The organism is Streptomyces sp. NBC_00510 (assembly GCA_036013505.1).
Classification (GTDB): domain Bacteria; phylum Actinomycetota; class Actinomycetes; order Streptomycetales; family Streptomycetaceae; genus Actinacidiphila.
Map to the genome: position 1 here is coordinate 5,418,228 of CP107851.1, position 19,909 is coordinate 5,438,136.

Here is a 19,909-nt window from a genome sequence, read left to right on the forward strand (position 1 = left end):
GGACGAGGGAAGGCGCGCATGAACGTCAGTGCTCACATCGAGGCCGTCTACGCGGACGTCTGCCGGCGCAATGCCGGCGAGACGGAGTTCCACCAGGCGGTGGGGGAGGTGCTGCGCTCGCTGGCGCCGGCGCTGGAACGGCACCCGGAGTACCTGGGGACCCGGATCGCGGAGCGGATGTGCGAGCCGGAGCGGCAGGTGATCTTCCGGGTGCCGTGGGTGGACGATCAGGGACGGGTGCAGGTCAACCGGGGCTTCCGGGTGGAGTTCAGCAGCGCGCTCGGCCCGTACAAGGGGGGTCTGCGCTTCCACCCGAGCGTGGACCTCGGCATCGTGAAGTTCCTCGGCTTCGAGCAGATCTTCAAGAACGCGCTGACCGGGCTGGCGATCGGCGGCGGCAAGGGCGGCTCCGACTTCGACCCCAAGGGCCGTTCCGACGGCGAGGTCATGCGCTTCTGCCAGTCGTTCATGACCGAGCTCCACCGGCACCTGGGCGAGCACACCGATGTGCCGGCCGGTGACATCGGCGTGGGCGGCCGGGAGATCGGCTACCTCTTCGGGCAGTACAAGCGGATCACCAACCGTTTCGAGGCGGGCGTGCTGACCGGGAAGGGCGTCGCCTGGGGCGGCTCGCACGCGCGGACCGAGGCGACGGGGTACGGGGCGGTGTACTTCGCGGCCGAGATGCTGGCCACGCGCGGGCAGGGCTTCGAGGGGCGCAGGGCGGTGGTCTCCGGGTCGGGCAACGTCGCCGTCTACGCGATCGAGAAGGTGCGTGCGCTGGGCGGCTCGGTGGTGGCCTGCTCGGACTCCGGCGGCTACGTCGTCGACGAGGCCGGCATCGACCTGGAGCTGCTGAAGGAGATCAAGGAGGTGCGCAGGGCGCGGCTGTCGGCGTACGCGGAGGCCAAGCCCTCGGCGCGGTACTCCGAGCGCGGCTCGGTCTTCGACGTGCCGTGCGACGTCGCGCTGCCCTGCGCCACGCAGAACGAATTGGACGGGCAGGACGCCGGGACGCTGGTGAAGAACGGCGTGCTGGCGGTCGCCGAGGGCGCGAACATGCCGTGCACCCCGGAGGCGATCGAGGTGTTCCGGGAGGCGGACGTGCTCTTCGGCCCGGGCAAGGCGGCCAACGCGGGCGGCGTGGCGACCTCGGCGCTGGAGATGCAGCAGAACGCGTCCCGTGAGCTGTGGACCTTCGAGCGGACCGAGGCCCGGCTCGCGCAGGTGATGCGCGACGTCCACACCCACTGCCGGGCCACCGCCGCGGCGTACGGCGGCACGCCGGACGACTACGTCCTCGGCGCCAACGTCACGGGCTTCCTGCGCGTGGCCGAGGCCATGACGGCGCAGGGCGTCGTCTAGGTTCTCCGGGTTCCGCCCTCCGTGGTGCCCGTGCCCTTCCGCGACGCGCGCGGGAGGGCACGGGCGTTCCCGGCGGCGATCAGGAGGCGCTGCCGCCCATCACACGGGCGAAGGCCACCGGATCGGCGTCGTACCCGCGGACGCCGGAGCGGAAGCGCCACTCGCCGGAGTCGCCCCGGCGGAACTCGCCGACGGTGGCGGCCGTGGCGGCCGCGACCTCGCCGAGGTCGGAGGCGGCGAGGTCGGTGTGGCCCTCGACCACGTGCACGCCGGTGCCCGCGACGTCGCCGAAGGTCATCCGGCCGTCGCGCTGCTGCACGACGACGCCGACGACGACCCGGTGGTAGGCGGCACCGAGCCGGTCGAGTTCGAGGGTCATGATCTCGTCGAAGCCCAGCCCCTTGCCGGTCTTGCTGTCGCGGTTGAGCGTGATGGTGCCGTCCGGGGAGCGGCTGTCGAAGTGGACGAGGTACGCCGGGACGCCGTGCGGGTCGGCGGCGCTGTAGGTGGCCGCGACGATGTCCAGGTCGCTGGCGGGTGCGCCGAGCGGGCTGGGGTCCCACTTGAGCCGGACCTCGACCTTGCCGAGGCCTTTGGTGACATTGCTCACTGGCTGGCTCTCCTTGCTTCCGGCTGGTCGGGTGCGGAGGCGGCTGTCACGGGGAACGCCCTTTCGTCTGCCGTCAGTTGGGGGACGACCGCGTGCCGCGCGCCCGTCCGAGGCGGCAACGAACGAGGGCGATCCCGGATTCCTGGCAACCGGTCCGGGGTCCCAGACGGTTCATGCGGGTGTGAGGCTGCTGGGAGCACGGACAGGAACACGATGGCAAGGACACCACGGTGAGGGATGCGGAGACGGACTTCGAGGAGTTCGTCGCCGCGCGCGGGCCGCGGTTGCTGCGGGTCGCCTGGCTGCTGACCGGGGACACGCACCTGGCGGAGGACCTGCTGCAGACGGTCCTGGCCAAGGTGTGGCCGAAGTGGCGGGGCATAGCCGCGGAGAACCCGGAAGCGTACGTGCGCAGGGCCCTGGTGAACACGGCCTCCTCGTGGTGGCAGCGCCGCTGGCGGGGCGAGGTGCCGCACGGCGAGGTGCCGGACACGGTGACGGCGGTGGCGGACCCGTTCGCCTCGGTCGACCTGGAGCAGTCGCTCGCGGTGCTGATACGCCGGCTGCCCGCGCGGCAGCGGGCGGTGGTCGTGCTGCGCTACTTCGAGGACCTGAGCGTCGAGGAGACCGCCGAGGTGCTCGGCTGCCGGCCGGGCACGGTGAAGAGCCAGGCCGCCAAGGCGCTGGCCATGCTGCGGGGGCAGGTCGCGGCAGTGCCGAGCCTGGCGAAGGGTGGTGAGCGGTGTGGATGAGGAGCCTGAGCCGGAGGAGGAGTGGGAGCTGAGCGTGCTGCTGGAGCGCGCCGTGCCGCAGCCGGCCGCGCCCCACGACCGGATGGCGCAGATCAGGCGGCGGGTACGGCGGCGCAGGCGGCGCCGGGTGGTCGCCGGGGCGGTGGCCGCGGTCGGCGGTGTCACGGCGGCGGCGGTGGTGGCCGCCGCGTTGCTGCAGCCCGCGGGTCCCGTGACGCCCCGGGGGCAGCACGTCCTCCCCGCCGCGTCCCCGTCCCGCGCGGTGCCCGCCCCGGGGTCCCCCCTGCCGACGTCGACGAGGAGCGCGCACCCCGGCTACGCGCTGGTCAGCCTGGACGCCCTGTCCGGGCTGACGCTGAAACTGCCCGGCGAGGGCTGGCGGTCCCTCGTGACCACCGACCCGCGGGGCCTGGTGGTCGGGTTCGTCGGCTCCGGGCCGCTCCACGAGCGCGGCGGGTGCACGAAGCAGGAGATGATCCGCTACTCGGTCTGCCCGCCCGTGGACAAGGTCGCCGAGGGCGGGGTGCTGATCGCCTTCGAACAGGTGGGGGCGCCCGTGGGCGACGGCACGAGGTCCGGCCGGTTCGTGGTGAAGGGCGTGGCGTCCGCGGGTGAGGGCTGCCGCGCGCTCGGCGGCCAGTGGGAGCTCACGGCCTGGGGGGAGGACCCGGACCCCGCGTCCTCCGTCGGTCTCGTGGTCAGCGCCTGTTTCAACCGTACGGCGAAGGACACCATCGCCGCGGTCACCACCGGCCTCAAGACCGCGAGCTACACCTCGGCGTCCCCCGGCGGGCCGACCGGTCCGGGCCGTCCGACCGGTACGGGAACGCCGGGCTGACCCACTGGGCTGACCGGCCGGGGACCGGACCGTCCGCTCCACGGAGTCCCTCCGGCCGGTGTCAGCCGCCCTGCTCGTGGCGGGGACGCATCGCCTGCCGCTGGACGCGCCGCCCGAACGCGGACAGCAGCGGTTCCACGGCGGCGCGCGGGAGCACGACCTTCTGCCGGCCCGTGGGCGGGGCCGCCACCTCGCCCCGGTCGAACGTCACGACCAGGTTCCCGCAGCCGGTGAAGGCCAGGTCGTCCAGGACGGCGCGGCGCGCCGCCGGATCCTGCAGCGCGCGGAGCCCGCGCGGGTCGTGACCGGCGCGGGCGGCGAGCGCCCGGACCAGGTGCCCGGCGAGGTCGCCGGCCGCGTCCGGACCGACCATGGCGAGGGCGGGCAGCACCTCGCCGGAGCGGCCGTCGTACCAGTACGTGGCCGTCGTGGTGCCGCTCCCGGAGGTGGTGCCGTCCCCGGCGGCGGTGCCCTCGGCCGTCGTCAGTTGGACGCCGAGCACGTCCCCGGACGCGGCCAGGAACGTGTACGAGATGGTGAACTCGCCCGCGCAGGCGGCACCGTGCCCGTGCGCGGCCAGGAAGTCCCGCAACCCGCGGCGCACCTCGCGGTCGAGCGTCCGGGTCAGCGGCCGTGCGCCCGGGACGGACGGGTAGCTCGTCGACCAGCGGCAGGCGCCGCCGGTGCCCCGGGCGCCGATGACCCGCAGCCCGTGGATCCAGGTGGGCATGACCGCCCTGACCTCCTGTCCGTCGGCGGAGGGGTTCGCGGGGGAGGGCCCTCCGCCGGAGGGCGCCGTGCACGCGGGGACGGCCAGCAGCGCGGCCACGGCGACGGCGGCGATCGGCACGGACTTCACCCGGCGACCGTAACCGCCCCCGGGTCCGGGGCGGTTGGCCGTGCCGTATCCGGACCGGGGCGTGACAGGTTCGCGACATCGAGGCGGTCCCCCGCCCGGGGTGGTGGTGCTACAGTGCGAGGAGCACGGCTGTGCGCCCTTCTTCGGCGCCGGTGCTCCTCCGCGTGACCGCCCGGCGGTCCGCTCCCGCAGTCCACTGCGGTGTTCCCCTTCGCCCACGCCCCGCGTCGGCGATCTTCCCGAGGCTCCGCCTCTTGCGCCGCGTGTCCCGGCGGCCGGCCCATTCCGCCGCCGTACGCGCCCTTCCCCCGAGGACCACGTATGTCCACAGCTCCCACCACCACCCCCACCCCCACCCCCACCCCCACTCCCGCTTCCTCCCCCTCGGGCGAACGGCTCGTCGCCGTCGCCGGGGTCCTCGACGTCGAGGGCGGGCGCGGCTTCCTGCGCACCGCGGGTTACGCGCAGGGCCCGCACGACGTCCCGGTGCCGCCGGAGGTGATCAGGCGGCACGGGCTGCGCAAGGGCGACGCCGTCGAAGGCGTGGCCACGGCCGGCCGCTCCCGCGCCCTCGTACGGGCCGACCAGGTCGGCGGGCTGCCCGCCGGCCTGGCCCGCGGGCGGCGGCACTTCGCGGACCTGACCCCGCTCCACCCGTCCGAGCGGCTGCGCCTGGAGTGCCCGCAGGGCGGTCTGACCACCCGAGTCGTGGATCTGCTGGCCCCCGTCGGCAAGGGCCAGCGCGGGCTGATCGTGGCGCCGCCGAAGGCCGGCAAGACGATGCTGCTGCGGCGGCTGGCCGACGCCGTCGCGGACAACCACCCCGAGTGCCACCTGATGGTGGTGCTCCTGGACGAACGGCCGGAGGAGGTCACCGACATGCGGCGGTCGGTGCGGGGCGAGGTCGTCGCCTCGACCTTCGACCGCACGCCCAAGCAGCACATCGCCGTCGCCGAACTGGCCGTCGAGCGGGCCAAGCGCCTGGTCGAGACCGGCCGGGACGTGGTCGTGCTGCTGGACTCCCTCACCCGGCTGTGCCGGGCGCACAACAACGCGGCCTCCTCGGGCGGCCGGACGCTGTCCGGAGGTGTCGACGCGGCGGCGCTGCTCGGCCCGAAGCGGCTGTTCGGCTCGGCGCGCCTCGCGGAGGAGGGCGGTTCGCTGACCATCCTGGCCACCGCGCTGGTCGACACCGGATCGCGCGCCGACGACTACTTCTTCGAGGAGATGAAGAGCACCGGCAACATGGAGTTGCGGCTGGACCGGGGGCTGGCCGACCGGCGGGTCTTCCCGGCGGTGGACGTCGGCCCGTCGGGGACCCGGCGTGAGGAACTGCTGCTCAGTCCTGCGGAACTGGCGGCCGCGCGCGGTCTGCGGCGGGCGCTGCGTGGTGCGGGGAGTTTCGAGACGCTGCTGGAGCGGATGCGGGCGACCCCGGACAACGCGGCCTTCCTGCGGCAGATCCGCGGCACGGTGCCGGCCGCCTGACCCCGCGGCGCCCGCATGATGGAGCGGTGACCACACCGCAGCGCGTGGGGCCCCGGGGTGCCGTGCGGCGGGACCGGCCGCCCGGTTTCGTCTGGTACGCGGCCTACGGCTCCAACACCCACCTCGTGCGCCTCAACAGCTACCTCGCCGGCGGGGTGCCCCCCGGCGGCGGCCGGGAGTACCCGGGCTGCCGGGACGCGCGCCCGCCGCTGCGGTCGGTGCCGCTGGAACTGCCGGGGCGGATGTACTTCGCGACGCGGTCGCCGGTCTGGTCGGGCGGCCGGGCCTTCTACGACGGCGACGTGCCGGGCGGCGGGGTGCGCGCCAGGGCCCATCTGCTGACGGTCGGTCAGTTCTCGGACATCGCGGCCCAGGAGATGTACCGGTCGCCGGGCTCCGACCTCGACCTCGCCGAGGTGCTCCGGCACGGCAGGGCCCGGCTGGGCGACGGGCGGTACGAGACGCTGCTGTACCCCGGGGACGTGGACGGGCACCCGGTGCTCACCTTCACCGCGCCCTGGGGCTCCGGCGGGGCCGAGCACGTCAGGCCGTCCGGGAACTACATGCGGCACATCGCCGAGGGCCTGGCCGAGACGGGCGCCTGGGACCTGCCCGGCATCGCGGCCTACCTCGCGGAGTGCGCCGACGGGGCCTGGGACCCGCGGGAGATCACGGCGCTGCTCGGACGGTGACACGCGGCGCCGATGGATTACGGCGGCGCCGGCGGTCCTAGGGACGTACGCGGTACGCATCCCCGCATCCGCCCCAGGAGGTCGCCCATGGCCCGGCCCGCGCCGCCCCCGCCCGCGTCCCGACCGGGCGGTGGGCCCGCCGTGCTCGTCCTGACCGGGCGGCTCGACCGCGCCGGGATCCCGCCGCTGGTGGAGCGGCTGCGCGCGCTGCTGGCCGAGCGGGGCGGCGGGACGGTGCTGTGCGACGTGGGCGGGCTCGACGGCGCTCCGGACGTCGTGCTGGTCGACGCCATCGCGCGGTTGCAGCTGACCGCCCGGCGCCACGGCGGCCGGATCCGGCTGCGGGGCGCCGGGGGCGCGCTGCGGGAACTGCTGGCGCTCACCGGGCTGGGCGGGCTAGCGGGCCTCGGGTCCGAGGCGCGCGGGGAGGCCGAACAGCGGGAAGAGCCGCTCGGTGTCGAGGAAGGAGTTGAGCCCGGTGATCCGGCCGTCTGATATCTCGATGACCTGCAGCGCCCACGGCTCGTGACCCCCGTCGGGGCTGGGCCGGTACTGCCCGAAGCCCGGTGTGCCGTTGGCCGTGACCGGGACGAGCCGCGAACCGCGGCAGCCGGAGCCGAGCCCGAGCATCCAGGCCCTGATGTCCGCGGATCCGCGCAGCCACAGGCCGAAGGGCGGCATGGACAGCGTGGCGTCCTCGTGGAGCAGTGAGGTGAGGGCGTCGAGGTCGTACGACTCGAAGGCGGCGACGTAGCGGCCGAGCAGGGCGCGCTGCTCCTCGTCGAGCGGACGGGCCGGGTCGGTCGTGGCGGGGCCGGCGGCGGCGAGGGCGGCGCGGGCCCGCTGCAGCGCGCTGTTGACCGAGGCGACGGTGGTGTCGAGCAGCTCGGCGACCTCGGCCGCCTTCCAGGCCAGCACCTCCCGCAGGATGAGCACGGCCCGCTGGCGCGGCGCGAGGTGCTGCAGGGCGGCGACGAACGCCAGGCGCACGCTCTCGCGCTGGTCGGCGAGGTCGGCGGGGTCGCCCGTCTCGGGCAGGACGCGGCCGTCGGGGGCGGGGGAGATCCAGGTGCTCTCCGGCAGGGTGCCGGGCAGCGGGCCGTCGGCGCTGCCGGGCGAGGCCAGGTCCATCGGGCGGGCCCGGCGCCCGGTGCCGCCCAGGATGTCCAGGCACGCGTTGGTGGCGATGCGGTAGAGCCAGGAACGCAGGCTGGAGCGGCCCTCGAACCGGTCGTACGCCCGCCAGGCGCGCACCATCGTCTCCTGGACGGCGTCCTCCGCCTCGAAGGCCGAGCCCAGCATCCGGTAGCAGTAGCCGGTCAGCTCCGCGCGGTAGCGCTCCAGCTCCTGCGCCACGTCCGGGGGTGCAGCGAGATCGCTCATGGTTCTCCTCCGCCTTCCGATGAGTTCCGGAGCGTCCACGGGTCTACTTCAGCACAGACCACTGACAGAAACCCCGGAACGGAACGAGGCGGACCATGCCGACCCAGATCTTCGTCAACCTCCCCGTGCAGGACCTGCCCAGGTCGAAGGCCTTCTTCGGCGGCCTCGGCTTCTCCTTCGACGCCCGGTTCACCGACGACGACGCCGCGTGCATGGTGATCGGCGAGGGCATCTTCGCGATGCTGCTCGTCGAGCCCTTCTTCCGGCAGTTCACCAAGAAGGAGGTCGCGGACGCCACGAAGACCACGGAGTCCATCCTCTGCCTGGGCGTCGAGTCGCGGGAGCGCGCGGACGAGCTGGCCGACGCGGCCCTGGCCACGGGCGGGTCGCCCTCGAACGAGCCCATGGACCAGGGGCCGATGTACGGCCGCAGCTTCCAGGACCCGGACGGCCACCTGTGGGAGGTCGTGTACATGGACCCGGCCGCCCTCCAGGACTGACGCGCCGCACGCTCAGCCCGGGTGGACGTCCGGGATCTCCTGCTCCGCCCAGATCAGCTTGCCGTCCGCGGTGTAGCGGGTGCCCCACCGGCGGGTCAGCTGGGCGACGAGGAAGAGCCCGCGGCCGCCCTCGTCGGTGGTCCGGGCGTGCCGCAGCCGCGGCACGGTGTTGCTGCCGTCGTAGACCTCGCAGATGAAGACCGACTGCCGGATCAGCCGCAGCCGGATCGGCCCCGAGGCGTGCCGGATGGCGTTGGTGACCAGCTCGCTGACGACCAGTTCGGTGGTCGTCCGCAGCTCCTCCAGCCCCCACTCGGCGAGTTGGCGCGCTGCCAGCGCCCGGGCCCGGCTGACGACCGCCGGGTCGACCGGCAGGTCCCAGGCGACGAACCGGTCCGTGGTGAGCGCGTGCGTACGGGCGACGAGCAGGGCGACGTCGTCGGCGGGCGGACCGGGCAGCAGACGCTCCAGCACGGCCGAGCACAGGTCCTGCAGCGGAAGTTCGGGGTGGGCCAGGGCGTGCGCGAGCCGCTCCAGGCCCACGTCGACGTCCTCGCCGAAGGTCTCGATCAGGCCGTCCGTGTAGAGGGCGATGATGCTGCCCTCGGCCAGTTCGAGTTCGGCGGACTCGAAGGGCATGGCGCCCAGGCCGAGCGGCGGGCCGGCGGGCAGTTCGGCGAAGGTGACCCGGCCGGAGGGGTCGACGACCGCGGGCGGCGGGTGCCCGGCCCGGGCCATCGTCAGCCGCCGGGTCACCGGGTCGTAGACGGCGTAGAGGCAGGTGGCGCCGGTGACGGTGGTGGCCACGGACGCGTCGGCGCTCTCCTCCTCGGTGAGCCGCATGATGAGGTCGTCCAGGTGCGCCAGCAGTTCGTCGGGCGGCAGGTCCATGTCGGCGAGGGTGTGGACGGCCGTCCGCAGCCGTCCCATCGTCGCCGCCGCGGTGAGCCCGTGCCCGACGACGTCCCCGACCACCAGTGCGATCCGCGCCCCGGACAGCGGGATGACGTCGAACCAGTCGCCGCCCACGCCGTCCTGGATGTCGGTGGGCAGGTAGCGGGAGGCGACCTCCAGCGCCGTGCCGCCGGCCAGGGTCTGCGGCAGCAGGCTGCGCTGCAGGGTGAGCGCCGCCTCGTGCTCGCGGGTCCAGCGCCGGGCGTTGTCCACGCACACCGCGGCGCGGGCCACGAGCTCCTCGGCGAGCAGCAGGTCGTCCGGCTCGAAGGGGCCGGGCCGGCGGTACCGGATGAAGGTCACCACGCCGAGGACCGTGCCCCGGGCCCGCAGCGGCACCCACATCACCGACCGCATCCCGAACTCGCGGATCTTGGCCGCGCGGGCCGGGTCGTCGGTGAGCCACGACGCGCGGTCGATGGCGATGTCGGCCTCGATCTCGGGCCGGCCGGAGGTCATGCAGCGCACGTGCGGCGAGGTGGCGCCGGCGTTGATCCGCTCGCCGAGCGCGACGATCGACTCCGGGGTGCCCGGGTGCACCGAGCGCATCCCGGCGCGGCGCAGCGGCACGCGGCCCAGCGCGCCGCCGGCCGGCGGCTCGTCGCCGCGCAGCACCGGCTCCAGCAGGTCGACGGTGACGAAGTCGGCGAGCCGCGGGACCGACACGTCGGCCAGTTCCTGGGCGGTGCGGGTGACGTCCAGGGTGCTGCCGACGCAGGCCCCGGCCTCGTTGAGCAGCGCGAGCCGGCCCCGGGCGCGCCAGCGGTCGGTGACGTCCATGCCCATGTAGCAGACGCCCATCACCCGGCCCTCGGCGTCGTCCAGGCGGTAGAAGGAGGTGGAGAAGGACCTTTCCCGGTAGGGGGCGGCCAGCGTCCAGCCCTGGTACTCGTGGTCGATCACCGGCTCACCGGTCAGCAGCACCTCGCGCATGATGTTCTCCAGCGCCTCGGTGTCCAGACCGGGCAGGGAGTCGCTCATGCGCATCCCGATGCGGTGCTCGCGCGGCACGCCGGCGAAGCGCTCCAGGGTCTCGTTGAGCCACACGTACCGCAGGTCGGGGGTGAGCACGGCCATGCCGATCGGGGACCGGGTGAGGAAGCCCTCCAGGATGGCGCTGCTCACCGCCCAGGACGGGGTCCTGGCCAGGTCGATCCCGGACACCAGCCAGCGCTCGTGCCCGTCGGGCGCCGCCAGCGGGGACACCCGCAGGCCCAGCTCGATCCGGCGTCCGTCACGGTGCCGGGCGGCCACCAGACCGCCCCAGATGTCCTGGTCGTGCCATTGGGCGGCGACCTCCGCGGCCTTGGCGGCCTGGCCGGACGAGGCGAGCAGCTGCGCGGCGGGGCGGTGCAGCGCCTCCGCGGCCGGGTAGCCCAGCAGGTGCTCCGCGGCGGCCGTCCAGCCGACGATCGTCCCCTCGCCGTCGATCAGCGCCGACGCGGCGTGGGCAAGGTCGAACGGCGCCTTCGCCGGCGCCGCCGCGCTTCCCTCCGGCGTGACCATCAGGGGCGTCTCATTTCCGCCGATCCGTGTCTTTCATGCTAGGACGTCCCGTCCGCGGGGGCTCCTCGCGCGGACCGGCCCCGGACCGGCCCCCGGAGCGGCCCCGGACCGGTCCGGCACCGCTCAGGGCAGCGGTTCCGGGGGAAGGGGCGGAGGGGTGGGGCGCAGCGCGTGCAGGCCGCCGTCCACGGGGAGCGCGGTGCCGGTGACCGCCGCGGCCGAGGGTCCGGCGAGGTAGGCGACGGCGTCGGCGACCTGCTGGGCGGTGACCAGGCGCCCGCTGGGCTGGCGGGCCTGGAGCGCGGCCCGCTCGGCCGCAGGGTCTGGGGCGGCCGCGATCAGCCGCTCCACCCAGGGCGTGTCGACGGTGCCGGGGGTGACGCAGTTGACCCGGACGCCCTCGGGCAGGTGGTCGGCGGCCATGGCCAGGGTGAGCGCGAGGACGGCGCCCTCGCTCGCCGCGTACAGCGCCTGGCGCGGGAGCCCGGCCGTGGCCGTGACCGAGGAGATGTTGACGATCGACGCGTAGGGGGAGCGGCGCAGGTAGGGAAGCGCCGCCCGGCTCGCCCGGACCACGCCGAGGAGGTTGACCTCCAGCACCCGGCGCCACTCGCCGTCCGGGTTCTCCTCCACGGTGCCGACGGCCCCGGTGCCCGCGTTGTTGACCAGGATGTCCAGCCCGCCCAGGTCCTCCACGGCCCGGCCGACCGCCCACCGCACGGAGGCGTCGTCGGCCATGTCGGCGGCGAGCGCGTGCAGGTGTGCCGGTGCCCGGCCGGGGGCCCGGTCCAGCACGGCGACCCGCGCGCCGCGCGCCGCCAGTGTCTCCGCCGTGGCGAGCCCGATCCCGGTGGCGCCGCCGGTGACGATCGCGGCGAGCCCCTGCAGTTCCCCGGCGGTCATCGGCCGGCCCCGGTCTCCGCGCGCGTGACATTGCTCCCCGAACGGGCCGGGCGCAAGTACCCATCACTCTTAAGGGTGAAGCCAATTTTCGCGCCCCTCCGGGACCCCGCGGCGCGGGCGCACCGCGCGCGGCCGGACGGCGCACGCCGGGGCCTTTCCGCCGTGCCGCCGGGGGTCCCGCCGTACCGCCCGGGCGCGAGCCGTGGAGCCGGTCGCTCCGGTTCGGCCCCGCCGCCCTCCGCGGCGCCCGCCCGTACCGCCCGCCGACGCCCGCCGCCCGGCTCGGTACGCATCCCGCGGGGGGCGCGTGACATGGGGAAGCGGTGTTCCGGGGCCCTCGCCGGGCAGTTCGGCTCGGCGTGTTCCTGCTCGCTCATGAGGGCCTCCCGGGGCGCGGGGACCGGCGTCGCCGTCGATCGAGCCATCCGTGGTCAAACAGTTTATATCGGTCATTACTCATGATCGAATCGTGGGCGCACAGATGGTGAGGGAGCGCCCGGGAGGGGTTTGCGCCGACGCTCGAGAACCGATAACCATACGTCAAACGGCATGTGCCAAGGGCATCGTGAGGCGGCATCAGCCAGGGAATGGAAGCGGCTATGCTACTTGCGGCTCAGCGTGTTGTAGCAATTACGCCAGGTCAGGCGTGGCCTGCTGATTGCCCACTCCGTTGACGCCGCAATCCGCTGCTCGTGCCGTGTTCGTTCCATGACTAGCGATCACCTGAGGATGCTGATGGTTCGTGCTGGATCGTCCCCCGGAGACCACCGGCCCACCGCGACGTCCGCGTGGTTATTGCCGGTCGTCATAGTCGCGGCGGTCGCGACCGTCGCCGTATGGACCGTCCCCTCGTCCGCCAGGGTTGCGGTGCTGTGGTGTGGGGTGACCGCCACGGTGGCCGTCGCCGTCCTCGCCGTCGAGGTCGCGCGCCGAGGGCACCTGACCGCGGAACTCCGTGCCGAGGTGGCCCGTCACGACGCCGAGCTGCGGTACCGGCTGGCCCAGCAGGAGGCCGAGACCGTACGCCTCGCCAAGGAACAGCTGCCCGACGCCATGGCGAGGCTCCAGCGCGGCGAGTTCCTGGAGGACGTGCTCAAGAGCGTCGAGACCCGCACCGAGGGCCTCACCGCAGAGTTCCACAGCGCGCACCAAGCCGTTCTCCACTCCGTCCTCACGGCCGTCTCCGCCGAGGAGGACATCCGGGAGTCGTCGCAGCGCGCCTTCGTGAACATCGCCCGCCGCGTGCAGGCCATCGTCCACCAGCAGGCGAGTGCCCTGCGGGAGATGGAGGACCGCCACGGCCAGAGCCCGGAGGTCTTCGGCGATCTGCTCCGCCTCGACCACGGCACCGCCCTGATCGGCCGTCTCGCCGACAGCATCGCCGTCCTCGGCGGGGCCCGCCCCGGGCGTCAGTGGAGCAAGGCCGTTCCTCTCTTCAGCGTGCTGCGCGGCGCGATGTCGCGGATCACCGACTACCAGCGGGTCGAGCTGCACTCGGTCTCCGAGGTCGCGATCATCGGCCCCGCGGTCGAGCCGCTGATCCACGCGGTCGCCGAGCTGCTCGACAACGCCACCCGCTACTCCCCGCCGCAGACCCGGGTCCACCTGACCGCGGTCGAGGTGCAGTCGGGCATCGCGATCGAGATCGAGGACGGCGGCGTCAGCCTGAGCGAGGAGGCCCGTCAGCGGGCCGAGCAGATGCTCGCCCAGGCGCAGGCCGGCATCGACCTCAACGGCCTCGGTGAGACGCCCCGTCTGGGCCTGGCCGTCGTGGGCCGTCTGTCGAAGGCCTACGGATTCCAGGTCTCGCTGCGGACCTCCGCCTACGGCGGTGTGCGCGCGGTCCTGATCGTCCCGCAGGACCTGATCACTACCACCACCAACGCGACGGGCCTGGCGCACGGCATCGGTGCCGCCTCCGGTCCGCGGTCAGTGCCGGCGCCGCGCACCGGTTCGGGTTCCGGTTCCGGTGCCGCGCGAACGACGGGGCCCCAGGCCTCGGCGCCCGTGACGGCCGACATGGCGGACGACATCCCCGTCGTCCACGAGCGCACCTCGAACGGGCTGCCCCAGCGACGTCGGCGCATCCCGCCCGCCCAGTCCGCCCCCGTGGGCTCGGCCGCCGGTTCCGTCACTGCTTCCCATGCCAAACCACCGGCCCAAGAGCCGGTGCAGCCCGGCATGTGGTTGGCCGCCTTCCAGAGCGGCGTTTCCGGGGAGACGCCCGCTGCCGCTCCCGTCAGCAACAGTGACGAGTCGTTAGATAAGGGTGAGTAGCCGTGATTCAGCAGCGGGCCAACATGGACTGGATGCTCAAGGACCTGGCGACCAGCGTTCCGCAGACCCGCCACGTGGTGGTGCTCTCCGCGGACGGCTTGCGCATGGCTCAGTGGGGAACGGACACGGACGCGGCCGACCGGATCGCCGCGGCCTGTGCCGGTCTGCAGAGCCTGGCGGCGGCCGTCGCGTCGGAGTTCCCGCACGGTGACGGCCGCATGAGGCTGGTCGTGATCGAGATGTCGGGCGGTTTCTTCTACCTGATGGCGGCCGGCGCCGGAGCGTACCTCGCGGTGCTCGCCGACGAGGGGGTCGATGCCGGACTGATGGGGCAGCGGATGCGCGACCTCGTGGCGCGCATCGGTGAGCACCTGAGCAGTCCGCCGCGTAGCGACGAGCATGCCGGATGAGCGAATCGGGTCAGGGATGGGAGGAAGGAAGCCCCGAGCGGCTCTACGTGATCACGGGAGGTCGGAGCGGGGGTTCCGACACTTCCACCCTCGACCTGGTCACGCTGGTCCGGGCGCGTACCGGGCCACCGCCGGGGATGCCGCCGGAGCAGGCGGCGATCGTGCGACTGTGCACTTCGCCCCTCTCCGTGGCTGAGATCTCCGCTTACCTCAATCTTCCGGTCAGCGTGGTCACGGTGCTCCTCACCGACCTGCTGGCCGAGAAAAGGGTGGAGGCGCGCTCGCCGATTCCGCCCGCCAACCTTCCCGACGTCGCTCTTATTGAGGCGGTGATGCATGGACTTGAGAAGCTCTGACCCCCTCGTCGTCACCGGGCCGCGGAGCGAGGACGCACTGCCGGAAACCGCCACCGCCGCGGTCAAGATAGTGATCGTCGGGGGTTTCGGGGTCGGCAAGACGACCCTGGTCCGATCGGTGAGTGAGATCAGGCCGTTGACGACCGAGGAGACCATGACCCAGGCGGGTGTCGGTGTGGACGACACCGCCGGAGTGGAACGCAAGACCGCCACCACGGTCGCCATGGACTTCGGCCGGATCAGCATCAACCGGGAACTGGTGCTGTACCTCTTCGGCACCCCCGGCCAGCAGCGTTTCTGGTTCCTCTGGAACGGGCTCTTCGAGGGGGCGCTGGGCGCGGTCGTCCTTGTCGACACCCGCCGCCTCGAAGTCAGTTTCGACGTCATAGGGCGGCTGGAGGAGCGCGGGGTGCCCTTCGTGGTGGCCATCAACACCTTCCCGGAGGCGCCTCCGCACCCCGTCGAGGACCTGCGGGCCGCCCTCGACCTTCCCGAGCACGTCCCGATCGTGCACTGCGACGCCCGCAAGCGGGACTCCAGCCGCGACGTGTTGCTCACCCTGATGCGATATCTGCACTCCCTCGCCCTCTCCACGGAGGCATCGTGACAACCCCACCCCCCGAGTGCCCCGCCCACGCCTCCGGTGCCGGCGGCATACGCCGCCTCTACGACCCCGAGGCCGAGGCCGACCCGATGGGCGTCTACGAGAAGCTCCGGGCCGAGCACGGAGCCGTGGCTCCCGTCCTGCTCCACGACGACCTGCCGGCGTGGCTGGTGCTCGGCTACCGGGAGAACCTCGAGGTGCTCCGCACCCCGTCCCGGTTCTCCTCCGATTCCCGGCGCTGGAACGTCTTCCAGCGAGGGGAGCTCAAGCCGGAGCACCCGCTCGCCCCCACCATCACCTGGCAGCCCTTGGTCGTCTTCGCCGACGGTGAGGACCAGAAGCGGCTGCGCGGCGCGGTCAGCCGCGGCATGGGGCGCTTCAACCGCCATGGCATCCGCCGCCACGTGACGCGGGTCTCGAACCAGCTGATCGACGAGTTCGCCGCCGCCGGCAATGCCGACCTGGTGCCCCAGTTCGCCGAGCAGCTTCCTCTGCTCGTCATGACGAACCTGCTCGGTCTCCCCGAGGAGGAAGGGCCACGGCTCGCCGAGGCGTGCCGTGACCTGATGAAGGGCACCGAGACCTCCGGTGCCAGTTACGTCCACATCCTGGAGTCGCTGACCCGGCTGGTGGCGGAGAAGCACGCCGACTCGGGTCCCGACCTGGCGTCCTGGCTCATCGACGACGCCGCCGGTTTCAGTGACGACGAGGTCATCCAGCACCTGCGTCTCGTGCTCGTGGCCGCGAACGAGACCACCGCGAACCTGATCGCGGGCATGGTGAAACTGGTGCTCACCGATCCACGGTTCCGTGGCAACCTGTCGGGCGGCCACATGACGCTGCCTGACGGCCTGGAACAGGTGCTGTGGGACGAGCCCCCGCTCTGGGTGATGCCTGCCCGGTACGCCACGGGCCCGATGGAGCTGGGCAACCAGCGCATCGAAGAGGGGGACATGCTCCTCCTGGGGCTTGCCGCGGGGAACACCGACCCCGCGATCCGTCCCGACCTCGTGACCCCGATGCACGGCAACCGGTCCCACCTCGCCTTCGGCGGCGGTCCGCACGAGTGCCCGGGCCAGGACATCGGTCGGGCGATCGCCGAGACCGGCATCGACGTCCTGCTGGCGCGGCTTCCCGATCTGCGGCTCACGGTCGACCCGGACGAGCTCGCCCGGATTCCGGCGTGGACCTCGCACCATCTCGCCGAACTCCCCGTGGAATTCACGCCGCGCCGACCGCGCGAGGAGGAGGACACCGGGGCCAGCGTGAAGCCGGCACCGCGCGAAGTGATCCCCCAGCCCTTGCCGCAGGCGGTGCCTCAGCCTTCTGCGGCACCGGTTGCGCAGGTGGCCGCAGCGCCGATGCCCTCGGTTCCGGCGCGCAGGCGGTCTTGGTGGAGCGCTCTGCGGAGCTGGCTGCGCCGGTAGACCGAACGTCTCATTCTGTGACCCGCGCACGGCGGGCGCACGGGCGGATGCGCCCGTGCGCCCGCCGTGCGCCTCTGTGTATACGGAGGGCCGTTCCCGCCTGGTCGCGGCGCGAGGGCGCGCCGTCCGCGCACACGGCGCACGCCCGGCGCAAGCATTGCGTGGGCCAACTACCGTTCACATGGCGAGATCTGGCCACTTGACTGCATGGCCATATGCCGGAGTAATGGTCGCTGTAAATGATCCACTCGTGTTCCGCTTGGGCATGTGCCAGGCGAAATTGCTGGTGGTCAGAGGGTTGACAACTGAGAGGTGACCGTCAGTGGGGCCCGACCTGATAGTTCCACCGATCTACTCTCCACTCAGTCCGGCCATCCATCCCAGCCACGCCGCCATCGATGCGCGGACCGCCGAATGGGCCGACCACTTCTCCATCGGCTCCGACGCGCTCCGCAGCCGCCTCGTGCAGCACGACATCGGTACCTTCGCGGCACGCATCCTCCCGGATGGCCGCGAGGAGGTCATCACCATCGCCGCGGACTTCATCATCTGGCTCTTCGGCGTTGACGACGGCTACTGCGAGGAAGGCGACATCGGGACCCGGCCGGGCGATCTCATGGGGGCGCTCTCCCGCTTGCTGCGCATAGCCCAGAACCCCGAGGTCTCGATGCTGGCGGACGATCCGCTGGCGCAAGGGCTGCGGGACCTCCGCTACCGGATGGATGTGTTCGGCACTCCAGGTCAGGTCGCCCGCTGGGTCGACGCCCTGCGCGAGTACTTCTCCTCCGTCGTGTGGGAGGCGTCCTTCAGGAGTCGCGGCACCGTACCGGACCTCAACGACTACACGCTCATGCGGATCTACGACGGCGCCACGTCCGTGATGATGCCGCTGCTGGAGATGGGGCACGGCTACGAGCTCCAGCCGCTGGAGAGGGACCTCACCGCGGTGCGTGCCGCGGCCGAGATGGCGTACTTCATCATCTGCTGGGACAACGACATCTTCTCGCACCACAAGGAGAAGCGGGCAGGCGGCTTCTACCTGAACGTGGTGCGCGTGCTCGCCGAGGAGCGGGGGCTTCCGCAGGACAAGGCCCTCACCCTGGCCATCGCACAGCGTGACCGCGTGATGAACCTCTTCCTCCGCGTCTCGGACCATCTGAGGATCTTCGGCAGTCCACAGCTGCGACAGTTCCTCGACAGCCTCGGCCACTTCATACGCGGGGCCCAGGACTGGGGCGTCAGCTCGGTCCGCTACACCACACCCGATGATCCGGCGAACCTCCCCTCGACCTTCTGTGACACACCCAGCGACGACAGTCTGGATCCGCTGGGCATCCCGGCGATCGACTGGTGGTGGGATCTGCTTCCCGAGAGGGGACCGTCCCGTCCGTCACACGAGTTCACCCAAACGGCAACCGTCGACTCCTTCATACACCCGATCGCACAGCGCACGGCGTAGGTTCCGCGAAAGAAGAGGAGTTCTCGGGGTGAATGCAGACTTGCGCTCGGTTCCGCGCGCCCCCGGTCGGCTTCCGCTCATCGGCCACGTCTGGCCGCTGGCGCGCAATGCCCTTGGTTTTGTCTCGTCGCTCCGCGACACCGGTGACCTGGTCCGGGTCGACGTCGGCACGATGCCCGTCTACTTCGTGAACAGCCCCGCGCTGGTGAACGAGTTGCTGGTCACCAAGGGGCGCAGCTTCGAGAAGGGGCGCTTCTTCGACCGGCTGAAGGTCCTGGTGGGGGAGGGGCTGGTCACCGCCGGGGGAGACACCCACCGCCGGCACCGCCGCCTGATGCAGCCGATGTTCCACCGGACCCGCATCGCCGGTTACGCCGAGGTCATGGCAACTCAGGCACGGGCGACGGCCGACTCGTGGCGCCCGGGGGACACCGTCGCCGTGGAGCGGGAGATGGCCGCCATGGTGGTCAACACGCTGGCGGGGACGATGTTCTCGACGGACATCGGCAAGCCCGCGGTCGACGCCATACGGGTGCACCTGCCGGTCATCGTCAACACCCTGCTCCTGCGCACCGCCTCACCCAGGTTCCTCGACAGGGTTCCCATCCCGGCCAACCGCCGTTTCGACGCCGCGGCGGGCGAACTCCTCCGGGTCATCGACGACGTCGTCGCCGCCGCCCGCGAGTCCGGCGACACGGACCGGCCCGACCTGCTGTCGACACTGCTCGCGGCGCGTGACGCGGACACCGGCGAGGCCCTGACGGACGTGGAGGTCAGGGACGAACTCAGCACCATCCTCTTCGCCGGTGCGGAGAACACCGCGACCACGCTCACCTGGGCGTTCCACGAGATCGCACGGCACCCCGAGGTCGAGGAGCGGCTGCTGGCCGAGATCGCGGCGGTATCGGGTTCCGGCCCGGTTGCGCTGGAGCACGTCGCCGCGTACGAGTACCTGCCGCGGGTCATCAACGAAGTGGTCAGGCTGCACGGTGTCACCCTGCTGATGCGCCGTGCCGTCGAGCCCGTCGAACTCGGTGGGGTGACCCTGCCCGCCGGCACCGAGGTCGCCTTCAGCCTCTACGCCCTGCACCGGGACCGCCGTTCGTTCCCGGACCCGGAGCGTTTCGACCCGGACCGGTGGCTGCCGGAGCGCAGTGCGGACCTGCCGCGGGGGGCGTTCGTCCCGTTCGGCTCGGGGACCCGCAAGTGCATAGGGGATTCCTTCGCCTGGACGCAGATGATCATCTCGCTGGCCACGGTGCTGGGCCGGCGGCGGCTGCGGCCGGCCCCGGGCCACACGGCACGGGAGGTCACCGCGGCGGTGCCGCACCCCGACCGGCTGCCGATGGTGGTCGAGGTCCGGGAGCGGGTCGAGGTCTAGGGGCCGTCCGCCCCCCCCCGGGCCGGGTGGGAGTGCGCCGTCTCGCCGATCAACGGCGGCGCACAACCGCTCGGCCTTCGCCGTGCTGAACGCCGGGGCCACTTGATCCGTACGGGAGCGCGGCGGGCGCCGGCGCCTCCTAGGA

Annotated in this window: 19 protein-coding genes; 14 read left to right on the forward strand and 5 right to left on the reverse strand. The window is 72.7% G+C overall.

Annotated features, from left to right (window positions below; genetic code table 11):
• The first annotated feature begins 18 nt into the window (after positions 1-18).
• On the forward strand, positions 19-1,365 hold the full coding sequence (gdhA, locus tag OG937_24465; protein ID WUD74621.1) for an NADP-specific glutamate dehydrogenase: 1,347 nt from the start codon (positions 19-21) through the stop codon (positions 1,363-1,365).
• Positions 1,366-1,444: 79 nt separating this feature from the next.
• On the opposite strand, the gene OG937_24470 is transcribed toward gdhA, so the two are convergent.
• Positions 1,445-1,975, reverse strand: a complete 531-nt coding sequence (locus OG937_24470; protein WUD74622.1) for a TerD family protein — start codon at positions 1,973-1,975, stop codon at positions 1,445-1,447.
• Positions 1,976-2,205: 230 nt separating this feature from the next.
• Between OG937_24470 and OG937_24475 the strand changes: the two genes are divergently transcribed.
• Positions 2,206-2,727 carry a SigE family RNA polymerase sigma factor gene (locus OG937_24475; GenBank protein WUD74623.1) on the forward strand — a complete coding sequence of 174 codons (522 nt, stop codon included), beginning with the start codon at positions 2,206-2,208 and terminating at the stop codon, positions 2,725-2,727.
• Positions 2,720-3,565 carry a hypothetical protein gene (locus tag OG937_24480; protein ID WUD74624.1) on the forward strand — a complete coding sequence of 282 codons (846 nt, stop codon included), beginning with the start codon at positions 2,720-2,722 and terminating at the stop codon, positions 3,563-3,565. Before OG937_24475 ends, OG937_24480 begins: the two co-directional genes overlap by 8 nt.
• Before the next feature lie 61 nt (positions 3,566-3,626).
• Here OG937_24480 and OG937_24485 read toward each other — a convergent pair whose 3' ends face one another.
• On the reverse strand, positions 3,627-4,424 hold the full coding sequence (locus tag OG937_24485) for a hypothetical protein (protein WUD74625.1): 798 nt from the start codon (positions 4,422-4,424) through the stop codon (positions 3,627-3,629).
• A gap of 321 nt (positions 4,425-4,745) precedes the next feature.
• Here OG937_24485 and rho point away from each other — a divergent pair, with 321 nt between their 5' ends.
• The 3 genes from rho to OG937_24500 all read left to right on the forward strand — a co-directional run bounded on the left by rho (position 4,746) and on the right by OG937_24500 (position 7,099).
• A complete protein-coding gene (gene rho / locus OG937_24490) occupies positions 4,746-5,912 on the forward strand; it encodes a transcription termination factor Rho (GenBank protein ID WUD74626.1) in 1,167 nt (388 codons plus the stop codon).
• 44 nt (positions 5,913-5,956) lie between these two features.
• On the forward strand, positions 5,957-6,604 hold the full coding sequence (locus OG937_24495) for a histone deacetylase (protein ID WUD78863.1): 648 nt from the start codon (positions 5,957-5,959) through the stop codon (positions 6,602-6,604).
• A gap of 87 nt (positions 6,605-6,691) precedes the next feature.
• Entirely contained in the window at positions 6,692-7,099 is a 408-nt protein-coding gene (locus OG937_24500; protein ID WUD74627.1) for an STAS domain-containing protein, read from the forward strand.
• On the opposite strand, the gene OG937_24505 is transcribed toward OG937_24500, so the two are convergent.
• Positions 7,001-7,987 (reverse strand): sigma-70 family RNA polymerase sigma factor, encoded by a 987-nt coding sequence (locus OG937_24505; protein ID WUD74628.1) that lies wholly within the window; start codon positions 7,985-7,987, stop codon positions 7,001-7,003. The two genes, OG937_24500 and OG937_24505, sit on opposite strands and share 99 nt — an antisense overlap.
• Positions 7,988-8,082: 95 nt before the next feature.
• On the opposite strand from OG937_24505, the gene OG937_24510 reads away from it, so the two are divergent.
• Complete coding sequence (locus tag OG937_24510; protein WUD74629.1) at positions 8,083-8,487, forward strand: glyoxalase; 405 nt, start codon at positions 8,083-8,085, stop codon at positions 8,485-8,487.
• Positions 8,488-8,499: 12 nt separating this feature from the next.
• On the opposite strand, the gene OG937_24515 is transcribed toward OG937_24510, so the two are convergent.
• A complete protein-coding gene (locus OG937_24515) occupies positions 8,500-10,947 on the reverse strand; it encodes a SpoIIE family protein phosphatase (GenBank protein ID WUD74630.1) in 2,448 nt (815 codons plus the stop codon).
• A gap of 123 nt (positions 10,948-11,070) precedes the next feature.
• Positions 11,071-11,850, reverse strand: a complete 780-nt coding sequence (locus OG937_24520) for an SDR family oxidoreductase (protein ID WUD74631.1) — start codon at positions 11,848-11,850, stop codon at positions 11,071-11,073.
• Positions 11,851-12,579: 729 nt separating this feature from the next.
• Here OG937_24520 and OG937_24525 point away from each other — a divergent pair.
• The 7 genes from OG937_24525 (at position 12,580) to OG937_24555 (ending at position 19,764) form a co-directional block, all read left to right on the forward strand.
• Positions 12,580-14,127 carry an ATP-binding protein gene (locus OG937_24525; protein WUD74632.1) on the forward strand — a complete coding sequence of 516 codons (1,548 nt, stop codon included), beginning with the start codon at positions 12,580-12,582 and terminating at the stop codon, positions 14,125-14,127.
• Positions 14,128-14,129: 2 nt separating this feature from the next.
• Complete coding sequence (locus OG937_24530) at positions 14,130-14,537, forward strand: roadblock/LC7 domain-containing protein (GenBank protein ID WUD74633.1); 408 nt, start codon at positions 14,130-14,132, stop codon at positions 14,535-14,537.
• Positions 14,534-14,893 carry a DUF742 domain-containing protein gene (locus OG937_24535; GenBank protein ID WUD74634.1) on the forward strand — a complete coding sequence of 120 codons (360 nt, stop codon included), beginning with the start codon at positions 14,534-14,536 and terminating at the stop codon, positions 14,891-14,893. The genes OG937_24530 and OG937_24535 overlap by 4 nt, the downstream gene beginning before the upstream one ends.
• A complete protein-coding gene (locus OG937_24540) occupies positions 14,874-15,500 on the forward strand; it encodes an ATP/GTP-binding protein (GenBank protein ID WUD74635.1) in 627 nt (208 codons plus the stop codon). The genes OG937_24535 and OG937_24540 overlap by 20 nt, the downstream gene beginning before the upstream one ends.
• The gene (locus OG937_24545) at positions 15,497-16,924 is read left to right on the forward strand and encodes a cytochrome P450 (GenBank protein WUD74636.1); all 1,428 of its coding nucleotides are present in this window, start codon (positions 15,497-15,499) and stop codon (positions 16,922-16,924) included. Before OG937_24540 ends, OG937_24545 begins: the two co-directional genes overlap by 4 nt.
• A 322-nt stretch (positions 16,925-17,246) precedes the next feature.
• On the forward strand, positions 17,247-18,383 hold the full coding sequence (locus OG937_24550; protein WUD74637.1) for a terpene synthase: 1,137 nt from the start codon (positions 17,247-17,249) through the stop codon (positions 18,381-18,383).
• Between the two features lie 28 nt (positions 18,384-18,411).
• On the forward strand, positions 18,412-19,764 hold the full coding sequence (locus OG937_24555; GenBank protein ID WUD74638.1) for a cytochrome P450: 1,353 nt from the start codon (positions 18,412-18,414) through the stop codon (positions 19,762-19,764).
• The last annotated feature ends 145 nt before the right edge of the window (positions 19,765-19,909 follow it).